8 protein-coding genes and 2 pseudogenes are annotated in these 21,605 nt (G+C 68.4%); 6 read left to right on the top strand and 4 right to left on the bottom strand.

Going from position 1 to position 21,605, the window contains the following annotated elements; all coding sequences use genetic code 11:
- Nucleotides 1–188 precede the first annotated feature (188 nt).
- Nucleotides 189–6,953 carry a DUF3320 domain-containing protein gene (locus BT364_RS17840; RefSeq protein ID WP_072486168.1) on the top strand — a complete coding sequence of 2,255 codons (6,765 nt, stop codon included), beginning with the start codon at nt 189–191 and terminating at the stop codon, nt 6,951–6,953.
- Nucleotides 6,954–7,849: 896 nt separating this feature from the next.
- Here the strand turns inward: BT364_RS17840 and BT364_RS43025 are convergent.
- Nucleotides 7,850–11,665 (bottom strand): annotated as a pseudogene (locus tag BT364_RS43025) (caspase, EACC1-associated type); the annotation flags it as partial.
- On the bottom strand, nt 11,662–12,081 hold the full coding sequence (locus tag BT364_RS41570) for an effector-associated constant component EACC1 (RefSeq protein ID WP_072486165.1): 420 nt from the start codon (nt 12,079–12,081) through the stop codon (nt 11,662–11,664). The gene BT364_RS41570 and the pseudogene BT364_RS43025, both read right to left, overlap by 4 nt.
- 406 nt (nt 12,082–12,487) lie before the next feature.
- On the opposite strand from BT364_RS41570, the gene pglX reads away from it, so the two are divergent.
- Nucleotides 12,488–16,201: a BREX-2 system adenine-specific DNA-methyltransferase PglX gene (pglX, locus tag BT364_RS17820; RefSeq protein WP_371268604.1), complete on the top strand. Its 3,714-nt coding sequence runs from the start codon at nt 12,488–12,490 to the stop codon at nt 16,199–16,201.
- 69 nt (nt 16,202–16,270) lie between these two features.
- Here pglX and BT364_RS17815 read toward each other — a convergent pair whose 3' ends face one another.
- On the bottom strand, nt 16,271–16,477 hold the full coding sequence (locus BT364_RS17815; RefSeq protein WP_072486164.1) for a DUF397 domain-containing protein: 207 nt from the start codon (nt 16,475–16,477) through the stop codon (nt 16,271–16,273).
- Entirely contained in the window at nt 16,474–17,310 is an 837-nt protein-coding gene (locus BT364_RS17810; RefSeq protein WP_072486163.1) for a helix-turn-helix domain-containing protein, read from the bottom strand. The genes BT364_RS17815 and BT364_RS17810 overlap by 4 nt, the downstream gene beginning before the upstream one ends.
- A gap of 516 nt (nt 17,311–17,826) precedes the next feature.
- Between BT364_RS17810 and BT364_RS17805 the strand changes: the two genes are divergently transcribed.
- The 4 genes and pseudogenes from BT364_RS17805 to BT364_RS40155 all read left to right on the top strand — a co-directional run.
- The gene (locus BT364_RS17805) at nt 17,827–18,978 is read left to right on the top strand and encodes a hypothetical protein (RefSeq protein ID WP_072486162.1); all 1,152 of its coding nucleotides are present in this window, start codon (nt 17,827–17,829) and stop codon (nt 18,976–18,978) included.
- Entirely contained in the window at nt 18,972–21,116 is a 2,145-nt protein-coding gene (locus BT364_RS40160; protein WP_256259969.1) for a DEAD/DEAH box helicase, read from the top strand. Before BT364_RS17805 ends, BT364_RS40160 begins: the two co-directional genes overlap by 7 nt.
- Nucleotides 20,999–21,295: an AAA domain-containing protein gene (locus BT364_RS43020; protein ID WP_371268603.1), complete on the top strand. Its 297-nt coding sequence runs from the start codon at nt 20,999–21,001 to the stop codon at nt 21,293–21,295. Before BT364_RS40160 ends, BT364_RS43020 begins: the two co-directional genes overlap by 118 nt.
- Before the next feature lie 162 nt (nt 21,296–21,457).
- Nucleotides 21,458–21,601: pseudogene (locus BT364_RS40155) on the top strand (ATP-binding protein); the annotation flags it as partial.
- Between the last annotated feature and the right edge of the window lie 4 nt (nt 21,602–21,605).

Genomic DNA, 21,605 nt, shown 5'->3' with positions numbered 1-21,605 from the left:
ATCCGGCACTTCACTCAACGCAGCGCTGGTCGTAGAATCCTCCGCTTAGGGGGATCAGCGGGACCAATCCGGCCAAGGCGACTGTGTGAACACGACCCTGCCGTGTGGCTGTCCCGGGTTCAGCACGTACCCGGGGGCGTGTGTGCTCCGTCGGCCCCGGAGAAGCTGGACGAGGAGCAAGGACCAGAGTGACAATTCCGGGCACTTTCGGTGGCGGTACAGACCTGGAACGACTCAAGAAGGTCCTTGCCGACTGGCGGACTTCCCTTGTGGACCTGAGCGGGCGCAATCGCCTGCTCAACTTCCGCCACACCAAGTCGGCGACCTTGGAGATCACGCAGCCCTCGGCGGAGACACTGGTACGGGGCTTGGAGCGTGGGTGGGACTTCGCTCCGCTTCCGGACGAGGAACTTTCGGGCGAGGAAGAAGCGGGCTCCGCCGAGGGCGGCACCGCCGCGCGCCGGCCGGCTGTGATCCGCAGTTCCGCGGACGGCATCGTGACGCAGAAGACCACAGGGCCGGCCCTTCAGCGTGCCCTGAGCGGTCTGCGCAGCCGGTCGACCCAGATATTCAACGACTACGGTCTGTGGACGCTGCAACTCGGCGTCGGCGTCCTGCACTGGCGCGAGGACGGAGCCGAGACGGGCAGCGATGCCCCGCTGGTCCTGATGCCTGCCCGGATCACCCGGACGCCCAACGGGCGGATGCGCCTCGAGCTCAACGAGGATGAGGAGCCACGCCTCAACCCGGCTCTCAGAGTGAAGCTGGAACAATTCCACATCGACTGGGTGCCCGTCACCGAGCAGGATCCGACCGACCCCGCCGCTGTACTCGCCGCCGTCACCGAGTCGGTGGCGGGCAAGTCCGGTTGGAAGGTATCGCCCCGCGTCGTACTCGCGCTGTTCGCCTCCCACAAGGAGTCGATGTACCAGGACCTGCTGGAGAACGAGAGCCGCGTCCTGGCCAGCGATCTGGTCAAAGCGGTGGCCCTCGGCCCCAAGGCCGGTCTGGCCTCCGATCGCTTCGACTTCGAGGAGATCGATCTCGACCGCATCGACCAGCTCAGCCCGCCCGAGGACAGCCCGCTGGTCCTCGACGCCGATGCCTCCCAGCGTCAGGCCGTGGCCGCCGCTGTGGCGGGACAGTCCTTTGTGCTCGACGGCCCTCCAGGTACCGGGAAGAGCCAGACGATCACCAACATGATCGCCGGTCTCATGCATGCGGGCCGCAGCGTGCTCTTCGTCAGTGAGAAGGCCGCCGCCCTCGACGTGGTACTCGACCGCCTCCGGTCGGTCGGCCTGGACTCGTACGCGCTCGCCCTGCACAGTCACAACACCAGCCGCCGAGCGGTGGCACAGGAGCTGGGCCGGGCGCTCGAAGAGGAACCGCAGGCGCCCCAGCTCTCGCAGCAGGCCGTCACCTTGGCCCGCGAGACCCGCCAGGCGCTCAGCGGCTACGCCGACGCGATGAACGAGGTCTGCGAGCCGCTCGGCAAGACCCTGCACGACGTGATCGGCAGAGTGGGACGGCTTTCCGACGCACCCGTGGCATATCTGACCCCGGCGGCCGGCGGCGGCAAGGACCAGAAGCTGTTCGACGCCGCCACCGTCAGCAGCCAGGACCTGCACCTGGTCGTCGAGGCCACCCAGGCCATCGCGGACGCCTGGCAGGCGGTCGCCGACCCGTCCTTCCCGTGGCGGGACCTGCGCGCCGGCACCGCGCATCCGCGACCCGCGCTCGACCAGGCCATGGCTGCCCTCGAAGGGCTTGTCACGGCCGTGTCCCGCTACCCGGAACTCGGGCCTGGAGGCTCTCCCGCCGGTGACGAGAGCGGCGTCGTCCGGCTCACCGGTCTTCTGTCGCTCATCGAGTCCCGGCGCGCCGTGCCCGAACACTGGCTGACCAGCGACGACTTCGCCGAGACGGTGGACAACCCGGTCGACGCCTTCCTCACCGAGCTGAGGAAGGCGAACCGCGCAGCGGCCTCCGCACGGTCTGCGGCCGGTGCACGCTGGGAGGAGCTCTCGGCGCGCCTGACGGCGGAGAAGAGTGCTGCGGAGAGCACGCTGACCAGTCTCTCGCCTCCTGGGGCCGACCTTTCCCCTCTCACGGAAGAGCGAGCGGGCGAACTGGCCCGGGAGTTCGAAACGACCGCGGACGGGCTCGACCGTACGCATGGGAATCTCTCGGACCTGGCTCGGCGGTTCGGACTCGACGTTCCCCGCAACACCGAAGCAGCTGTCCAGGTGTGTGACATCGTCGCGCTGACCGGAAGCGGGCACCGACCACTCGGGTCTTGGCTCGAACCCGGTGGCGCGGCGAAGGCCGACCAGGCTGCCGTGCATGTCATCGCCGACCGACTGCGTACCTTCTCCGCTCGCCGCGACAAGGTCCTGTCCGCGCAGGCGGAAGCCACCGCGCTGGCCGGGCCCGGATGGGCGGACCTTCCCATCGGACTCAGCGCGGATCCGTCCGCGGCCGAACAGGCTCTCGCCGAGCTGAAGCCGGCCGGACTGGACATCACATCGTTCACGCGGCAGTACGCCGCAGAGGTTCTCGACCGGCTCTCCGCCCTCGCCGATACCCTCGAATCCGCTGAGCGGCATGCCGAGTCCGCGTCCGCGCTGCTGGGCCTCGACCGACCGCGGTCCACGGCGGAGGCCGAAGACCTGGTCGCCCTGATCGACCTGACCACCGCCCCGCACCGCGCCCCGGCCACGTGGCTCGACCCCGCAGTGCTGCCCCGCATGCGGGAAGCCGTCGCTGAAATCGCCGAAGCCGCAGGCCGCTTGACCGAAGCCGAGCAGGCGGCCCGGGAAACCTTCCGCCAAGAGGTACTCAGCACACCCGGGCTTCCCGATCTGATCCACCGGCTGACAGAGGGGTCCCGCGGTATCGGCGGTCTGCTGTCCAGCAGCATCCGCGCAGACCGCAAGACCGTCGCCGCTATCACCGTCACGGGCTCGTGGCGCAGCGATCTCTACGACAAATTGCCGACCGCCCTCGCCTGGCACACCGCACACGACCGACTCAAGCAGCTCACACTCGACCACCGAGAGCTGCTGGGCGCCTACGCGGCCTCTGAACTTCCCGACGTGCCCGCGCTGCAAGCCGCAGCGGCACACGCGGATTCCCTGCACCGGCTCGCACCGGACGCTGTCACGACCCCGCACCGCCGCACCGCACTCGCCGCCCAGACCGCGGACAGCGTCACTCCCGCGCCGGAGTTGCTCAGCCTGGGGGGCGTACTGCGCGATGAGCTGGGCGCCTGGGCAGCCCAGTTGAACGATCCGAGCCTCCGTTCCGACGCCGATGAGCTCATCAAGCAGCCCCTGAGGTCGGTAGCCCGTCGGCTGCGCGCCCATCTCGACCCGCTGTGTGAGGCCATCGCGCTCCTGGACACCCTGACCGCAGTCGGCCGACGAGCCGGAGGAGCCTCCGAACGCACGGTGTCCGTCGCCCGTGCTGCGGTCGCCGCGGCGCACAAAGCCCGGCGCGAGACCGCGTCGTTCGCTGCCGAGGAGGCGACCCACCGCCGGTTGTTCGGCCCTTGGTACGGAGGTCTGGACACGGACCCCTCTCGCCTCCGCGACGACGCACCCGGCGTCGTCACCGGCCACGAAGCAACCGGTCAATTGCTCCGCCTGGCGTGGGAAGCCTCCGACCCGGCAGGAACAGCCGGACCGGACCAGGTCGCGCGCGCAAGCGCGCAGGACATCGAACTGCTCGGGAGGTACGCCCCGGACGGCCACCCCGACTCGGACCTGCTGCGCCGTGCGATCGAGACGGCACGAACCGTCGAGAAGCTCGCCGCTGGCGCGCTCGCAGACCCCGCGCGAAGGGCCCGCCTCGCCGAGGGCATGACCGACGGCCGGCCCGAACCTCACGAGGCCCAGCGACAGGCCGAACGGATCCGTTCCGAGCTGGAGATCTGGCAGAGCCATGCAGGTCTGCCGCGTCTGTCAGGCGCAGGCCACCAGCTCCTGGCTCTGCCGCTGGACGAGGCAGCGAGGTGGTTCCGCGCCCACGTCGAGCCCTTCGAGGACGCTGCCGATCTCGTCCACTCCGTCGCCCGCGTTGCCGACACGCCCCACGACCTGACGCTGGGCCGCGCGCGCGAGGCCGTAACGGCCGTCGTGCAGGCACGGGCAGCCGCAGCACGCTTCACTGAGGATTCCTCCGCCCACCGTGATCTGCTCGGAGAGCTCTACCGAAGCACCGCGACCAACCGCAGCGACGTACTCGATGCCCTCGACTGGGCCCAGAAGGTACGCAGGACGTCCGACGGAGCTCACTCCGCACCCCTGACCCCGGCTGCCGCGCACACCATGCTGACGGCGCCCGCCGACCCGTCCGTGGCGCAACGCCACCAGGACTGGCGGCGCCAGCGCGACGCCCTCGCCGAACACTTCCAGCCGCCCCGAGACCGGGACCTGCGACGCGAACTCCAGCAGTCCCTGTCAGCGGCCCGCACCTACCTGTCCCGACTGGACGACGATCCCTACGGCCCCGAGGCATGGACCTCCTGCGCCCAGGCACTCACCCGCCTCAAGGGATACGGGCTGGACGGACTGCCCGGCCAGCTCGCGCAGCGCGACGTCTCCGCCGCCGAGTTCCCGGCGGCGATGGAGCGCGCGGTCCTCACCGCGTGGATCGAGCGCCGATTCGAACTCGACGCCCGGCTAAAGCCCATGCGGGCCGTCGAGCGGGACCAGCTGGTGGAGCGCTTCCGCATGGCTGACCGGGACCTGGTCGAAGCGGCCCACGCCGACGTCATCGCCGCCTGCAACGACCGCCGCCCACGGCGTACGTCGGTGGGCCAGGCCGCCGTACTGCGCAGGCAGGCCCAGCTGAAGACCCGCCACATGCCGGTCCGACGCCTGTTGGGCGAGACTCGCGAAGTCGTCCGCCTCATCAAGCCGTGTTTCATGATGAGCCCGTTGACCGTCAGTCAGTTCCTCCCCTCGGACTTCCGCTTCGACGTCGTCATCTTCGACGAGGCGTCCCAGGTGCTGCCCCAGGATGCCGTCAACTCCATCTACCGCGGCGACGCACTCATCGTGGCCGGGGACCAGAAGCAGCTACCACCGACCTCGTTCTTCAGCGCGGGCGGCGACAGCGATGAGGACGACGAGTGGGACGAGGACGGGGCAGTCGGTTTCGAGTCCGTACTCGACGCCTGCAAGGCGAGCGGTGTGCTGCGGGGTCTCCCTCTGCGCTGGCACTACCGAAGCCGCCACGAGAACCTCATCGCCTTCAGCAACCACGAGTTCTACGACAACACCATGGTGACCTTCCCCGGTGCGCTGGAACAGAGCCCGGACGTCGGGGTCGAGTTCATCAAGGCAGACGGTGTCTACGACAAGGGAGGCCGCAGCAACAACCCGCTGGAGGCGGCCCGGGTCGCCCAGCGGGTGATCCACCACTTCGCCACCCGCCCCGGACTCACCCTGGGCGTGGTCGCCCTGTCGAAGGCACAGGCCGAAGCCATTGAGGAGGCCGTGCAGAAGGCCAGGGCCGCCCGCCCCGACCTCGACCGCTTCTTCACCGACGACCGTCTCGACGGCTTCTTCGTCAAGAACCTGGAGACCGTCCAGGGCGACGAGCGAGACGTGATCATCCTGTCGGTCGGCTACGGACCCGACCAGCAGGGCAAGCTCGCCTCGTCGTTCGGCCCCATCAACAGAGAGGGCGGCTGGCGGCGACTCAACGTCGCCGTCACCCGCGCCCGGCGCCGGATGGAGGTCGTGGCCTCCTTCTACGGCGGCGACCTGCGCGACAGCCCCAACAAGAGCGTGCAGCACCTGAAGCGCTACCTCCAGTACGCCCAGCACGGCCCCCAGGTCCTCCAGACACAGACCGCCGACCCGGACGCCGCGCCGGAGAGCCCGTTCGAGGAAGAGGTCCTCGACGTACTGCGGAGCTGGGGCTACTCGGTACAGCCCCAGGTCGGCGTCGCCGGCTTCCGTATCGACATGGCCGTACGCCACCCCGCCGCACCCGGCAGCTACGCCCTCGGTATCGAATGCGACGGCGCGATGTACCACTCGTCCCGGGCGGCCCGCGACCGTGACCGGCTGCGCGAGTCGGTTCTGAGTGATCTGGGCTGGAAGCTGCACCGGATCTGGGGCACGGACTGGTACCGCAGCCGCCGGGACGCCATGGCGCGCCTGCGCGCGGCGGTGGAGGCGGCCTGCGCACAGAACCCGCACGAGAACAGGCCGGAGCCGGAATCCGTACCGGTGGTGGTTGAGGAAACCCCGCAGGCCCGGGATGCCGCCGCGCCTGCGGCGACCAGCGCAGCGCCCCCGGCCGCCTCCGGACCGACGGTGACGTTCGTGCCGGTGGACGACGGCCCGGCGCCCTGGAGCCGGCCGTACCAGGAGGCGGAGGACATCGAGCTGGTCAAGCTGCGGATCGCCTCGGCCCGCCGACGGAACCGGCACGGCATCGAGCTCCAGGACCCGGACGCCGGCGGCGTGGTGGGGGACGTGGTCCGGTGTGTGATCGAGGTCGAGGGCCCGGTCACGGAGGAGCTGATCTTCACCCGCGTTCGTTCGGCATGGGGCCTCGCCCGCTCTGGTCAGGTCATCCAGGACCGTATCCGCCGGGTCCTGCGGAAGCTGGTCACCAAGGGCGAGATCGTCCGCGTCGGCGACGCGTACGACCGCCCAGGTCATGAGGTGGAGGTCGCCCGCACCCCGACGTCGAGGTTCACCCGCAAGGTCACCCAGGTTCCGTCGGCCGAGCGGCAGCTCGCGCTCCGCAGCGTGGTGGAGGAGAGTCCGGGTGTGCAGCGTGCGGAACTGCTGAGGGAAGTGGCGCGCTTCTTCGGGTGGGCTCGGCTCGGCTCGGACATCCGGGACGCGCTCACGGACGACATCGATGACCTGGTCGCCCAGGGGGCGCTGGACGAGACGGACGGGGGGCTGCTGCCTGGGGACGGCGACTGACACGCCGGGGTGTGAACGTCGCCCGGCATGCACGCAAGGCTGTGTTCGCCTGGTGCGTCGCCCCGGGCCTGGCCTCCGTCGGCCAGGTGCCCGTCACAGGTGTCCTGGTAGGGCTGGCCCGGTACGTATTGCTTCCACTCCTCGCTGGTGAGTCCGCCTCCGGCCACGGTGCAGGCGGTCTCGACGAGATCCGCGCTGATACCGGGAAGGCGGCCGAGGTCCCAGACGGTGAGCGGGTTGTCGTCCCCGCTCACCGTGACGGCATATCTGCCGTCCGGGTGGAACGCGAGGTCGGTCATCTCTTGCCCGTGACGGGCCATCGTGGTGGCCAGGTGGATACGGGTGGGGTCGGCCACACTCCACAAGGTGACGCCGTCGCTTTCATCGAGGCCTGCAACCAGGTTTCCAGCAGGATGGAAGACATACGTGGCGAAGTTGTTCTGTTCCTCGGGTATCTCTGCTGTCTTTCTGGGGCTGCGCGGGTTCTCTATGTCCCACAGGACGATGTCGCGTTGCGAGCCGCCCGTCGCCAGAGTCTTGCCGTCGGGACTGAAGGCGGAACTGCCGTTGCTGTCATCGAGTTCTACTGCTTCGTAGGAATTGTCGGCAGGCCACAGGAACGTCCCCAACCCTGGTAGCGCCACGAGAGTCCCATCGGCACCGAAGTGCGCAGAGTGAATGGTGGAGACGTCGTTGAACGTGCCGACCGCACGAGGGCGTCCCTGCTCTCTGATGTCCCACATTGTGGCCCAGCCTGGCGAGAAGTAGGTTTTCGCCCCGCTGACGATCACACTCTCGCCTTGCTTGCCGAAGTCCACGGACGTGATGGGATCGGTATTGCGGGAGAGGTCGGTGACCTTCCGCAGACGGGCACGGTCCCTGATGTCCCAGATCAGCACGTTGCCGAGCCGATCGCCCGCCGCGAGCAGCCGTCCGTCGGAGCTGATCGCGACATCTGTGACGAACCCGGGCATCGGCGCGGCGGCCGTACGCCTTGGGCTGGTGGGGACGCTCATGTCGTAGAGCGTGACAGCTTGGTCAAATCCAGCGGTGGCCAGCGTCCGCCCGTCCGGCGTGAAGGCCGCGGAGGTGAGGGAGGCCTTCCCCCCGAGTGTGGCGACGGCACGCGGCAGGCCGCCGCCTACCGGGTCCCACTGGATGATCCGGTCCCAGTCGGCGGAGACGATCGAGCGTCCGTCCGCGGAGAAGCGCAGCGTCTCCACCGTAGAGGTGTGCCCGTTCAGCCGGGCGGACTCGGTGGGGTGTGCGGGGTCGGAGATATCCCAGAGGGCGATGGTCTCGTCAGCGCTTCCCGTGGCCAGAGTGCGGCCGTCGGGGCTGAATTCGACCGCGGTCACGTAGTCCTTGTGGGCGGTCCAGCTCGACAGCTCTCTGGGGGTCGCCGGGTTCTTCACATCCCAGACCTGTACGGTCCTGTGGCGCCTGGTGACGAGGAGCCTGCCGTCCCGGCTGAACCTCTGGTCCTCGCCGACGCGTGGGAGCCGGGTCAGCCGACGGAGGGCCGCTGGGCGGGACACGTCCCAGAGCGTCGCGCCCGATGTGTGGGTGACCGAATCGCTGTTGACCGCGTCGTCACGGAAGGACACGATGCCGGTGGAGCTGACGAGTGTTCTGCCGTCCGGGGCGAAGAGCACCGAGGTGCTGTCGTAGACATTTTTGCGTACCTTGAGCAAGGTGGGCCGGGCGCGGTTGCGGATGTCCCACAGGACAAGCGAGCCATGCGCTTGTGATTCGTCCGACGGCGCGTACCTCCCGACTGCAAGCAGTGTGCCGTCGGGACTGAAATCGGACCCACTGGGTCTGCCCGACACGTCCGGGGACCTCAGTGAACCATCGCGCCGCGGCTGTGTGGGCCGGGTGATGTCCCACAGGTTCACCACGCCGTTGTCGCAGATCACAGCGAGCGTACGGGAGTCGCGGCTGAAGGCGGGCCTGCGCGCAACGCCGGCGCAGGGGGAGAAGGAAGCCAGTCGGGTATTCCGGGCTCTGTCACCGACACTGCGCAATACCAGCCGCTTCCTGTCCGCCTGCGCCGCCACCTGCAGCCTGCCGTCAGGGCTCAGCAGCGGGTCTTTCTCGCTATAGGCAGAGCTGCCGGTGAGTCGGCTCTGGACCAGTGTGTCCGACACTGCTGCCCGCGTCTCCGCGGTGGCCCGCAGCCCGTGCGCTGCCATCGCGATCTTCAGCGCGAGCCGAGGGTCGGCGGCACGCCTGGCCACAGCCTCGGCGACGAGCGCCCGGTGGGTGGCGGATTTGCGCTGTTCCTTCGCCACGCCTTGCTGCTGGAGAGCGAGCGCGCCGCCGACGAGCGCCAGGACGAGAGCGAATACGGCTGCGCCGAGCGCCTGCTTGAGGCGCAGAGTGCGGCGCGCCTCACGGGCTCGTGCAGAACGGTCGGCCTCGTCGCTCGCGGCCACGAACCTCTCGTCCAGCCGGGGCAACCGCCGGTGCCTGAGCCGTTCCTCATGCATCAGTCCGAGGGCGGCTTCCAGCAGGCTGCCCCGGTAGTAAAAGCCCGGGTCGCCACCGGACGCGTCCCAGGCACGCGCGATCTCGGAGAGCTGCTGGCGCGCGATCAGGACGCTGCGGTCCTCCTCGATCCACTGGTGCAGCCGGGACCACGACCGCAGTAGCGACTCGTGCGAGAGCTGAGTGCCGTCCTGATCGACGCTGATCAGCCTGGCCGCGGCGAGACGGTCACGGATGGCTGCTGTGAGGTCCTGTTGCTGCGACGGGAAGCCGTCCAGCAGTGCGTCGGGGGCCACCTTGCGCCGTACGGCAGTGCCGGTGCCCTCCACCGTCACGTGAACCAGGCGCAGCAACAGTTCGCGCAACGCATCCTGGCCCGCTGTATCGAGGTCCTGATAGAGGCGCTCGGTCGTCGTGCTGATGGAGTGCCAGATGCCGCCGGTGGCCTGATACCCGGCCAGCGTCAGCGTGGTTCCGCTACGCCTGCGCCATGTCTCGCGCAGCGCGTGTGCGAGGAAGGGGAGCGCGGTGTCGAGGTCGGGTCCCGACACGGTCACGGCAGGCATGGGGCCGGAGGCGGTTGCGGTGCCGAACGCCGACGTGGCCGAGGGTGTGCTCTCGGCGTCCGCAACGTCTGCGGTGCTCGCGTCGTCGGTCCCGTTCGACAGTTGCCCCCACCGCAGATCCTGTATCAGCCGATCCGTCAGACCTTGCTCCAGATCCAGTCCTACGACGCCGGCGGGACCCTCGATCGCCGCGCGCAGCTCGTCGTCGGTCATCGGAGGGACCGGCAGTTGGCTTTCCCCCAGGACGGGGACGAGCGGGTCATGGGCGAGGCAGCTGCCGTAGTGGTCGGCTCGCAGACCGAGGACCACGCGCATGCCGCGTTCCTTGCCCGCCTCGCTGTCGTCTGCGTTCTCGTGCCCAGCGAGAACGAGTACCTCGATGAACCGAGCCCTCTCGGTGGGGTCCGCGCAGCGGGTGAATATCTCTTCGAACTGGTCGACCACCAGCAACCCGCAGGGTGGCCGGCCGGACTTCGGTGGTGGTAACCGACCGCCTTCGGCGAGTACGCGGTGGACGTCGGCCGAGGCCCGTCCCGTCGCCCGCGCCCACAACTCTGCCAGCGCCCGGAGAGGGTGTTCCCCGGGGGCGGACAACAACAGTGCCGGCCACGGCAGGTCGTGTGGCTGGGCCATCGAGGAGTGTCGCTGCTCCAGTCCGGCCAGCAGCCCGGCTCTCAGCAGGGACGACTTACCCACTCCGGAGGCGCCGATGACCACGGTCATGGGCGCCGCGCCGTCCGGCGTGGCTGCGCACACGGTGTCGATCAGCCGTCGGGCGAGTTCTTCCCGCCCGAAGAAGTGGTGGCTGTCGGCGGCGCTGAAGTATTCCGTGCCGGGGTAGGGGCACGGAACATCGGCCGGTGGATCGTCCCGCCAAGCCGCTCCATCGTGTGACGTGTCGCCGCTTTCGCGATAGGCCCGGTTCCGGGCGATGAGCAGTGAGCCCAGCGAACCTTCGCTCTGACGCCGTGGCCGGATCGGTCCCTCCGCGAACGCGCGGTCCAGTGCGCTGTACAGGCTGTCCATCGTCAGCCAGGGCGGACCGGCCGGATCACCCTCGGTCAGCAGCCGCAGCAGCCGGCCGCTGAACAACGTGTGACGCCGCTCCTCGGGTGCGAAGGACAGGTCGTAGCGAGAGGTGGCACTGAGCAGCAGGCTGCCGTCCGGCCGGACGGATACGAACGGCCCCCGGGCAGGGACACCGCTGCCGTCGGGAACGTCGGCCCGCCCGGAGTAGCAGCAGTCCAGTACGACGATGCCGCCACCCGCACACGCGCTCAAGAGACCCTGCACCGTGTGGTACGGCACGGCCCGTGAGATCTCCTCGTGGGACCGGGTGCCGTGGGTCGCCAGATACAGCTCGTCGCGGGGACCCAGCAGTCCGTGTCCGACGTAATGGACGTACACGACCCCGGTCGCCTCGCGCGCCACCCGCTCGATTACGCCGAGCACCTCCTCGGTGTCCGCGTCGGCCGGGATGCGATGTACATGCTCCGGGCTGACTCCACAAACGTCCCGCAGGGCGGTCTCCAGGTCGTCGAGCGTGGTGGCGACCGAGGGCAGATCATGCAGCTCTGAACCGGATACGTGCCTGTGACTGCCGAACAGGACGGCATGGGCACCGGCCGCGGCGAGTCCGGTTGCTCCAGATATCACCGCTGTGGGGCCTCTGGCGACAGCTCGCCGTCGGCGGGCGGCACCGGGTCGGCTCCCGGGCCGAGGAGGGCGGCCAGCTCCCTCGCCAACTGGGCATTCTGTTCCGCGTTCATTCCTCTGACACGGGTCGCGGAGACGGTGACCGTGGTCCCGTCGGGCCGGGTGATCGTGACGGTCTGGTCGCCCCGGCGGCTCTGCACCCATGCGACGAGCGCTCCGGCGAAGACCACGGCCACGCCACCCGGCCCGAGCACCGCGAGCAGGGCCTCCGCACCCAGCCCCATGGCGTCGGACGGTATCGGTGACGCTGTGTGCCCGCGGATCCGTCCCCTCAGCTCGGGCTCGTCGGACAGCCAGCGGCGAAGGTCGTGCAAGCCGCCGGAATCACCGTCCTCGACGGAGACGGTAATGCGCACGCTTCCTCCAGCGGATCGCTCTTCGCACGTCGCGGGGCGCCACCCTACGATGTCCGATCCCAACGGGCCTAGCCGGTTTCCGGTCCCGTTGTGGCGGGCCTGACACCGTCGGGGGACTGCCTCGCACCGGAGGGATCCGCGCTGACGAGCAGCTGTCACCGAGGCGAGCCGCGGCCTCCTGACGGAGAGGCCGGCGCAGCGCCTGGGGGAGCACACCTGGGCCCCTTTCTGCACGCCTGAGGAGGGTGGTGCCAGTGAGCTGGAGGTGCTCTTCGCCAGGAGCGACATGGGCCGTGCTGTCCGGTTACGGATGAAGGGTCCGGGGAGGGGCGGCAGGGCTGGCAGGATGGATGGGATGAGCTGCGGGCCCGGGTGGGGTCCGGGTCACGGAAAGAGGGGCGCCCCGGTGGACAAGGCCGCACTGCTGAAGGATCTGCGCAAGCAGGTCACCGCGCTGGAGGACGACCTCCGGGCTCGCACGGAGTCGGTGGACGAGTACCGAACTGAGCTTGAGCGCGAGTACGGGGCGGCCCGCGAGGCGAGCCGTACGGCGGCGACGTACGGGGCCTGGCGGGACGAGCGGGTGACGCAGGCGGCGGCGGCCTGGGCGCTGGCCACGGTGTTCGTACGGTTCTGCGAGGACAACGGCCTGGTCGACGACCCGTTCATCGCGGGCCCGGGAGAGCGGCTCGCGGACGCGGAAGACCGGCAGGCGGCGTTCTTCCGGGAGAAGCCGGAGCTGAACGACCGGGACTGGCTGGTGGCGGGCTTCGATCACCTGTCGGGCGCGCACAAGGCGGTGGCAGGGCTCTTCGACCGGGGCCACAACGCGCTGTGGGAGCTGAGCCCGTCGTACGAGGCGGCGACGCGGCTGCTCGGTTTCTGGCGCGAGCGGGGCGCGGACGGCGAGATCATCCACGACTTCACGGACGGGGAGCTGGACACCCGCTTCCTGGGCGACCTCTACCAGGACCTGAGCGAGCACGCGCGGAAGACGTACGCGCTGTTGCAGACGCCCGAGTTCGTGGAGGAGTTCATCCTCGATCTGACGCTGGAACCGGCGGTCGAGGAATTCGGCCTGGACCCGGCGTGGAAGCACAAGCCGGCGGGGTGGCCGGGCGAGGAACCGGTGGTACGGGGCCTGCGGTGCATCGACCCGGCGTGCGGGTCCGGTCACTTCTTGCTGGGCATGTTCGAGCGGCTGCTGAAGAAGTGGCGTGAGGCGGAGCCCGGCACGGCGGACTGGGAGCTGGTGCGACGGTCCCTGGAGTCGGTGCATGGGTGCGACAAGAACCCGTTCGCGGTGGCGATCGCTCGATTCCGGATGCTGGTGGCGGTGCTGAAGGCGTGCGGGGAGCGGCGGCTGGCGGCGGCTCCGGAGTTCCCGATCAATGTGGCGGTGGGGGACTCGCTGCTGCATGGGCGGGGGGCGGGGCGGGACGCGGACCGCACGCTGGACGACGCACATCAGAGCGGGGCCTTCCTCTACCGCACCGAAGACGCTTCTGAGTTCGGGAATCGAGTGGACCTCCTGGGGCGTGGCAGCTACCACGTTGTTGTGGCGAATCCCCCCTACATCACAGTGAAAGATAAGAAAGAAAAAGAAAACTACGGAAAGGTGTATTTCGCCTGTTCCGGGAACTATGCGTTGTCGGTGCCGTTCGCTCAGCGTATTTTCGAACTGGCTATTCGCTCCGGCGGTGATCGCCGAAATGGTGGATTCGCTGGGCAGATTACATCGAATTCTTTCATGAAGAGGGAATTTGGCAAGACCCTCATTGAATCATTCTTTCACGGTGGCGAATATAAATTTAAGGACGGAAAGACTACGCGTAGGCGTGACTTTGCAGGAGTTGAGCTGACTCATGTTCTCGACACTTCGGGAGCCTACGTTCCTGGGCACGGGACGCCGACGGTAATTTTGGTTGGCCGAAACCAAGTAGCGCGGCAGGCTGACCAGATCAGGGCGGTGCTGGGCGTGCGTGGTGAACCGAACCAGCCAGCGGACGCGGCGAAGGGCTTGGTGTGGTTGGCCATTAAGCGGCAGACCGGTCAACCCGGGAGTGAATCGGTGTGGGTCTCTGCGGTAGATGCTCCGCGTGAGCGTTTCCGTGAGTTTCCGTGGTCGCTGCAGGGCGGTGGGTCTCACGCATTGCTCACCGCGCTTGAAGGTTCGTCGCAAAATAGCCTCGGTGATCGAGTCAAACTGATTGGTCGGACGGCGCACACTGGTGCGGATGATGCCTACTTCGTAACCCCGGGTGCCTGGAGCCGGCGGGGCGTTCCTGAGGAATATACGGTGCCACTGGTAGAGGGTACGGCCATTCGTGATTGGATCGTGGCGCCAGAGGCGGAGGCATTGTTTCCTTACGGTGAAGAACTCAAGGCAGACGACAGCGACCCTGCTCTTTGCCGTAGCCTTTGGCTTCATCGGTCTCAACTGCGCCTGCGCCGCGAACCAGGTGGTACTCATGAAGAGATCGGTCTGACCTGGTTCGAGTGGAGCCGTTGGCACCCTGAACGGTTCAGCGTTCCGCTGGGCATTGCGTTTCCATTTGTCTCAACACATAACCACTTCGCATTTGATAGAGGCGGAAAAGTATTCAAGCAGACTGCGCCGGTGGTCAAGCTGCCAGAGGGGGCTACGGAAGAACAGTACATAGAGTTGTTGGGGGTTCTGAACTCATCAACGACCTGTTTTTGGCTGAAGCAGGTTAGCCAAGCCAAGGCAGGCGGTGGAACTGGCAGGGGAATGCAAGATGAAGGGTGGGAGGAGCGTTACGAGTTCACCGGGACCAAACTTCAGGAGTTCCCGATCCCGGCGCGTCTGCCGCTCGAACTCGGACGCACTATCGACTCTCTCGCTCATGAGTTGGCCGCCCGCGAACCCTCCGCTGTCGCCTCCTCAGGTCTCCCCACCAGGGCCAGCCTTGGCGATGCCCACGCTGCGCAAGACTCCCTGCGCTCCCAGATGATCGCGCTCCAAGAGGAGCTGGACTGGACCGTCTACGGCTTGTACAACCTGCTTACCCCCGACGCAGTGGCGTGCACAACTCTTCTGAGCACTGCCGATGTGCCCGAAGTGGCCCTCGGTGAGCGGGCCTTCGAGATTGTCTTGGCTAGAGCGGTAGCTGCCGGCGAGGCCGAGACTGCCTGGTTCGAACGGCATGGATCCGCGCCGGTGACCGAGATTCCTGCCCATTGGTCCGACGAGTACAGGACCGTCGTTCAGGCTCGCATTGACATCATCAACTCGCGCAAGGACATCGCTCTCATCGAGCGACCCGACTGCAAGCGGCGCTGGGCCTCCGAGCCCTGGGAGAAGAAGGAGAAGGAAGCTCTCCGCACCTGGTTGCTTGAGCGCTGCGAGGACGAGAATCTCTGGTTCGCCCTTCGCGACGGCTTCCGCGCACCCCGTACTCTCACCGTCTCGCAACTTGCCGACGGCCTGCGGCAGGGCGACGACGTGCAGGCGGTGGCCGAACTGTACGCCGCCGACCACATGGGTAAACGCGACGCGACACTTGCGGCGGTGCTGGCGGACATCATCGCCCCCGAGCACGTCCCGTTCCTTGCCGCCTTGCGTTACAAGGAACCGGGCTTGCGTAAGCGTGAGCAGTGGGAGCGGGTCTGGGACCTGCAGCGCGAGGAGGACAAAACGGGGAAGCGGATCGAGATCCCCGTACCTCCGAAGTACGTGCCCGCCGACTTCCTCAAGGCGTCCTACTGGTCGCACCGAGGGAAGGCGGACGTGCCCAAGGAGCGGTTCATCTCCTACCCCGACGCGTCGCCCGACTCGGATCCGACTCTCCTGCTCGGCTGGGCCGGCTGGGATCACAAGGATCAGGTGCAGGCTCTGATCAACGTGATCAATGACCGTACCGAGCAGGCGGGTTGGGAGACTCCGCGCCTGATGCCGCTTATTGCGGGCATTCAGGAGCTGATGCCGTGGGTTCACCAGTGGCACGGTGAGTACGACGAAGAGTGGGACGGCACGCCCGCTGAGGAGTATCAGGCGTACCTAGACGAGCAGCGCGCCAAGCACGGACTCTCGGCCGAGGACCTCAGGGCGTGGCGGCCGGAGAGGAAGACCCGCGGTCGGGCGCAGAAGGCTGACTGACCGCCTTGATCAAGAGAGTGCCCCGCCACCGGAATGCCTCGGTGGCGGGGCACCGTCGTCCACGCGCAGTCAGCCGTGCGCGGCGAACTCCACGAAGGCCGCCCAGCCGCCAGAGGCGACAGACAGGGTCGGCCCCGCCGTGTCCTTCGAGTCGCGGACATGGACAGTGCCGGGCCGGGCCGCGACCTCGACACATTCGCCGCCCTCGGCTCCGCTGTAGCTGCTTTTGTACCAAGCCAGCTCCGTAGCTGCCGTGTTGGTCTCCGCAATCTTCATAGCTCTCCCAGCAACTTCTCGACAAAGGCAAGCGACTCCCGGGGCGTGAGAGCCTGCGCTCGGATGATCCCATAGCGGGCTGCGAGGGAGCGGACCTCTTCGGGATCCGTCACGAAGGTGCTGCGCCCCTGAACTTCCAAGTACGCAACCTGTTCCCCACCTTTGCGTGAGATCAGGGTGAACGGTCCGTCGACTCCGGCATTGTCCTCTCGGTCGAGCGGCATGACCTGAATCTCCACATTGCGCTTCTCACCGATGAGAAGCAACTGCTCCAACTGGCCATGGAGAACGCTCGTACCTCCGAAGGGGCGGCGGAGCACCGCTTCTTCGATGGCGAAGCTCATGAGCGGGGCCGGCCACCGGCTGAAGATCTCCTGCCGTGCCAGGCGCCCGGCCACTCGTTGCTCGATGGTCTCGTCATCCAGGAGAGGCCGCCGCCTGGTGAGCAGAGCACGCATATACTCCTCCGTTTGCAACAGGCCGGGCACGGCCTGAACGGCGTACAGATGCAGCTCAACCGCCTCCGCCTCCAACCGCGCCGCATCCCGGAAGAAGGCCGGATACTGCGCCCGAGCAACCTCCTCCTTGCTGGCCTTCAGCACCCCGCCCGCGTCCAGCAGTTCGTCCGCCTGGTCGATGAACTTCGGTGGCGGGATTCTGCGCCCTTGTTCGAATGAGGCGATGCTCGACGCCGAGTACCCCGTCATCGCCCCGAACTCCGCCCGCTCCAGCCCCGCCCGCACCCGGAAGAGCTTCAAGTGCTGGCCGAACACATGCAAGATGCCCGACCCGACCTCGTACTCATGCTCCGGCTGCTGTCGCTGATCGTCCACGTCCCACGCCTCCGTAACGTCCCGCGTCGCCCTACCCTGCCCCGAACGTCCCACCTACGCATCGGCCAACGCCGCTCACCGGAGCCGGTCATGCCCCGTACCGCGTACAGCCCGCGCGCGGACGCGTACAACAGGGACCCGTCGGCGCGTCTCTCCTGGTCAACGGTATGCACGCGTCGAGATCGTTTGCTGGATGAACCGAGCAGTTCCCCCAGACGTGCGCACCCTGTGGCCGCCCGGCGAGGAGAGTGAGGTGCGCATCGCGCAACTCGTCTCTCGGCGGACTCGTAATCCACGCCATCCAGGGCGCGTTGCACGTTCAGGGGGCAGCCCCGAGGACTCGAAGGAATGCCTGGTCCAGCTCGATTCCTGACGGTCGTCCGGCTCTCCGTTCGCTGCCAGCGGCGCAGCGGACCCCGACCTGACGTCGCATATGCGCCAACGCCCACTGCGCACCGCGCGCGGAGCTGGCTAGGGTGATCGTTCCTGGCGGACCGGAACGAGGGGGCGGGCCGTATGGCGGCGAGCAGTGAGCGACGGCGCAGGGCGGACATCGTGCGCTACTGGCGCGCGGTGGAGATGTTCAGCCCACAGAAGGTGGAGAAGACCTCGCCGCCGAAAGGCATGTACCCCGTGGAATCCAGGAGCCCGCTGCCGTGGGAGGAGGGGCATCCCGTACGGCGGCGGAACCCGGGCCGGAACATGGTCAGGCAGCACACCGTCTACTGCGGCGTGTACCCGGTCGCGTCCGTCCGCGATGTCCTGCTTGATGTCTTCGGCAGCAGCGAGGAGGACCACGACGGCCGGGTGGACGGTGACAGTGCCCTGTTGGCCTTCGAGGTCACGGACGAGGGGCTGCTGGTCCAGGACTCCATCACCTTCTCCGCGTGCGCCTGGGCGACGGGGCGCAGCCGTAAGCCCGGCCCCGGGGCCCAGGGCTGGCTCGACGGTTTCGAGGCGGAAGCCGACGCGTGCGAAGGCGTTGTGCTGGGTGTCGGCGACGGCAAGGTGACGATCGCGGACACGGCGCCGGGGCGGCGGCAGCGGCCCTTCGCGGGGTTGCTATGCGAGATCACGGTCGGCGCGGTCGGCGGCGCGTTGAACGCCGTGCTCGGACCGGTGCTCGGTGACCTGGCGGTCGGTGCCCTCTCCGGCGCCGTCGATGCGGTGGCCGACGGTGGTGCCAGGCGCTCCGCCAGGCGCGAGGACGAGGGGTCGCTGGACGAGAGCCCGTTGGACGAGGGCAACGCAGCCGATGCGGAGGACGGCGACGAGGCTCCGCCCCGGCTCGGGGAGAAGCCGCTGACCGTGCGTGACCTGTCGGCCGTCACCCGCTGGGTCGCAGAACAGTTCGGCGTCACCGACGACCTGCGGCCGGAGACGATTCGGGTCCAGTGCAAGTCCGTGTCCCGGCGGAAGGCCGGCCGGTCGGGCGGGTCGGACTTCCTGAACAGCTTTATCGCGGCGGACCTCGGCTTGGTCGCGGGCAGCCTCTCCAAGGACGAGCCAGGGCCTGCGCTACGGGACTACCTGACCGCTTCGACCACGCTGCGCGGCGTACGCGCATCGACCTCAAGCACGAACCCGGAGCGGTACTCGACGGCGTTCAGCCCGTCCATTTCCCGCTCGGGCGATGGCCTGCGAAGACGGAGCACCCGCTGGTGCTGAGCCAGCAGTTCGCAGTCAACCGGATCGTGGAGCAACTCGCCGACACCGACGGGCTGTACGCGGTGAACGGCCCGCCCGGTACGGGCAAGACCACACAGCTGCGGGACCTCATTGCATCCGTCCTGGTCATGAGGGCGGAGCGCCTGGCCGAACTCCGGCGGCCCGGTGACGCGTTCACCGGCCAGACGCACCGCTGGAGCACCGGCACCTACCAGCGGTCGGTCGCGTCGCTCAAACCGGAGCTGGTGGGTTACGAGATGGTGATCGCGTCGGCCAACAACGGCGCTGTCGAGAACGTCTCCAACGAGATCCCGGCGCTCGAATCCGTCGCTGCGGAGTGGCGGGAGGAAGCGTCCTTCTTCCCGGAACAGGGTCGCCTTCTTCTCGACGGCGCACCGTCGTGGGGAACCCTCGCCGCGAAGCTCGGCAACAAGGGGAACCGTTCGGATTTCCGCAACAAGTACTGGTTCGGCCCTCCGCGTGAGGAGCGGGCCGAGCGTGGTGAGGGCATGCGGGACGTCCTGAAGGCGGCTGCTTCGCGCGGCTTCGACCTGATGTGGTGGCGGGAATCCGTGGCCCGCTTCCGGGGCGCACGGCAGACGGTGCAGGCCCTGCAGGACGAGCGTCAGCGAGCCTATGGGGCGCTCCTGGACTTCAACGGTTCGGACGCGGCCGTCACTACCGCCCAGGAGGCGGTTCTCAGCGCTCAGCAGGATCTGGACGCACTTCGGCAACCGGCTGCGGAGGCCCGTGCGGCTCGCGGCAGGGCACAGAGGGACCTCGCCGGCCCTGCGGGCCGGAGGGCGGAGCACCGTCGGCACCGTCCCGGCCTGACCGCGGGCATCTTCACCCTCGGCGCGGCGCAGCGCGACTGGCAAACGGAGGACCAACTGCTGGCCGTAGCGGAGCAGACAGCCCGGGCCGCGTACGAGGAACACACCCAGGCGGCCGCCGCGTTCGACCGGGCCGAAGCTGCCCGCAGAGGTGTCCTGGACGAAGCCAGGCGGGTGCTCCAAGCGGCGGAAGGACGCCACGCACAACTCCGGGCCACCTTGGGGGCAGCCCTCGAGCGCTGGGACACTTTCATTCCGGGCCAAGAAGAGCGCGGCGAGCGGACAGAGGAGGATGCCAGGGAGCTCTCCTCGCCCTGGTCCGATCCGGAGTTCACCCGGGCCCGCACCCGGCTCTTTCTCGCCGCGATGGATCTGCACCGTGCGTTCATCGAAGGTGCGGCCGACCGGATGCGCAAGAACCTCGACGCCGCGATGGACGTCCTCTGCGGCGACGCTCCCAAGACCCTGAAGCCGGAGGTGGTGCTTGCGGCCTGGCAGAGCCTCTTCCTCGCTCTGCCGGTCGTCTCCACCACATTCGCCTCACTGGACCGGATGTTCACGGGGCTGGGGCCCCGGTCGCTCGGCTGGATGCTGATCGACGAGGCCGGCCAGGCGACCGCCCAGATGCCGGTGGGTGCGCTGTGGCGGGCGCGTAGAGGCGTCATCGTGGGCGATCCGCTGCAGCTGGAGCCGGTGGTCACGCTGCCGCACACGGGTCAGCAGGCGCTTCGCCGCACCTTCGGTGTGGCTGAGGAGTGGGAACCGTCCCGCACCTCGGCGCAGCGCGTCGCCGACCGGCTGAACCGCTACGGCACCTGGCTGCCCGCGCCCCAGGGCTCGGAGGACGACCGGGTGTGGGTGGGGTCGCCTCTGCGTGTGCACCGGCGCTGCGACGACCCGATGTTCACGATCAGCAACGAGATCGCCTACGACGGGCTCATGGTGCACGGGGTGCACCGGGACGACGAGTACGCGGTGGCCCGGCGCGGCGTGTGGTGGCCGGTGAGCGGCGGGCGCGCATCGCAGGGCAAGTGGTCGCCGGACGAGGGGGATTGCGCGAACGTCATTGTGCACCGGCTGGTCGACCAGGGCCTTGACCCGGAGCGTGAGCTCTTCGTCATCAGCCCGTTCCGGGATGTCGTGGCCGGACTCCGTGCAGCCTGTGCCGGGTTGTCCCGCGCGACAGGGTGGGAACCGTGCATACGACCCAGGGGAAGGAAGCCGATGTGGTGCTGCTGGTCCTCGGCGCGGGCGGGGAGAAGGCAGGCCCGCGAGCCTGGGCGGCCTCTGCCCCGAACCTGCTGAACGTCGCGGTGAGTCGCGCTCGTCGGCGGCTGTTCGTCGTGGGTGACCACGACGCATGGCGTGGACACCAGCACTTCGACGTACTCGCACGTCAGCTGCCGTGCATCTCGGAGGCCGAGCAGGCGGCCATGTGGGAACTCGCCCCGACGGCGCTGGCCGAAGGGTGCCGCTGCCGATAGGCAAGGGCGCAGTCCACCCGAGGCGGCGGCCGAAGCGGGCCCTCCGCGCCGAGCCTCTCATGCTCCGTTCCGTGTACAGCACGCGCACTGACGCGTACAGCCCGTTCCCGTCCGCGCGTCTGCCCTGGTCAACGGTATGCCGGGGCCGAGATTGTCGTCGTCATGAGCCGAGCGACTACCCCAGAGGTGCCCGTCCAGCAACCGGCGGCACCCGTACGCGAATTCGCCATGCAATTCACCTCCACTCCACGCGGCGCCCGGCTCGCTCGGCGCCTCGTCTCGCACCGGCTCGACGAGTGGGGCCACCGTT

Source organism: Streptomyces atratus (assembly GCF_900119365.1).
Classification (GTDB): domain Bacteria; phylum Actinomycetota; class Actinomycetes; order Streptomycetales; family Streptomycetaceae; genus Streptomyces; species Streptomyces atratus_B.
Note: the sequence above shows the minus strand (reverse complement) of the source record. Positions and strands in the feature narration are given on the sequence as shown.

Excerpts from the sequence above, each read along its gene's own strand:
- BT364_RS17815 (WP_072486164.1), bottom strand. The coding sequence starts at position 16,477 with ATGAAGATTGCGGAGACCAACACGGCAGCTACGGAGCTGGCTTGGTAC.
- BT364_RS17805 (WP_072486162.1), top strand. The coding sequence starts at position 17,827 with ATGGCGGCGAGCAGTGAGCGACGGCGCAGGGCGGACATCGTGCGCTAC.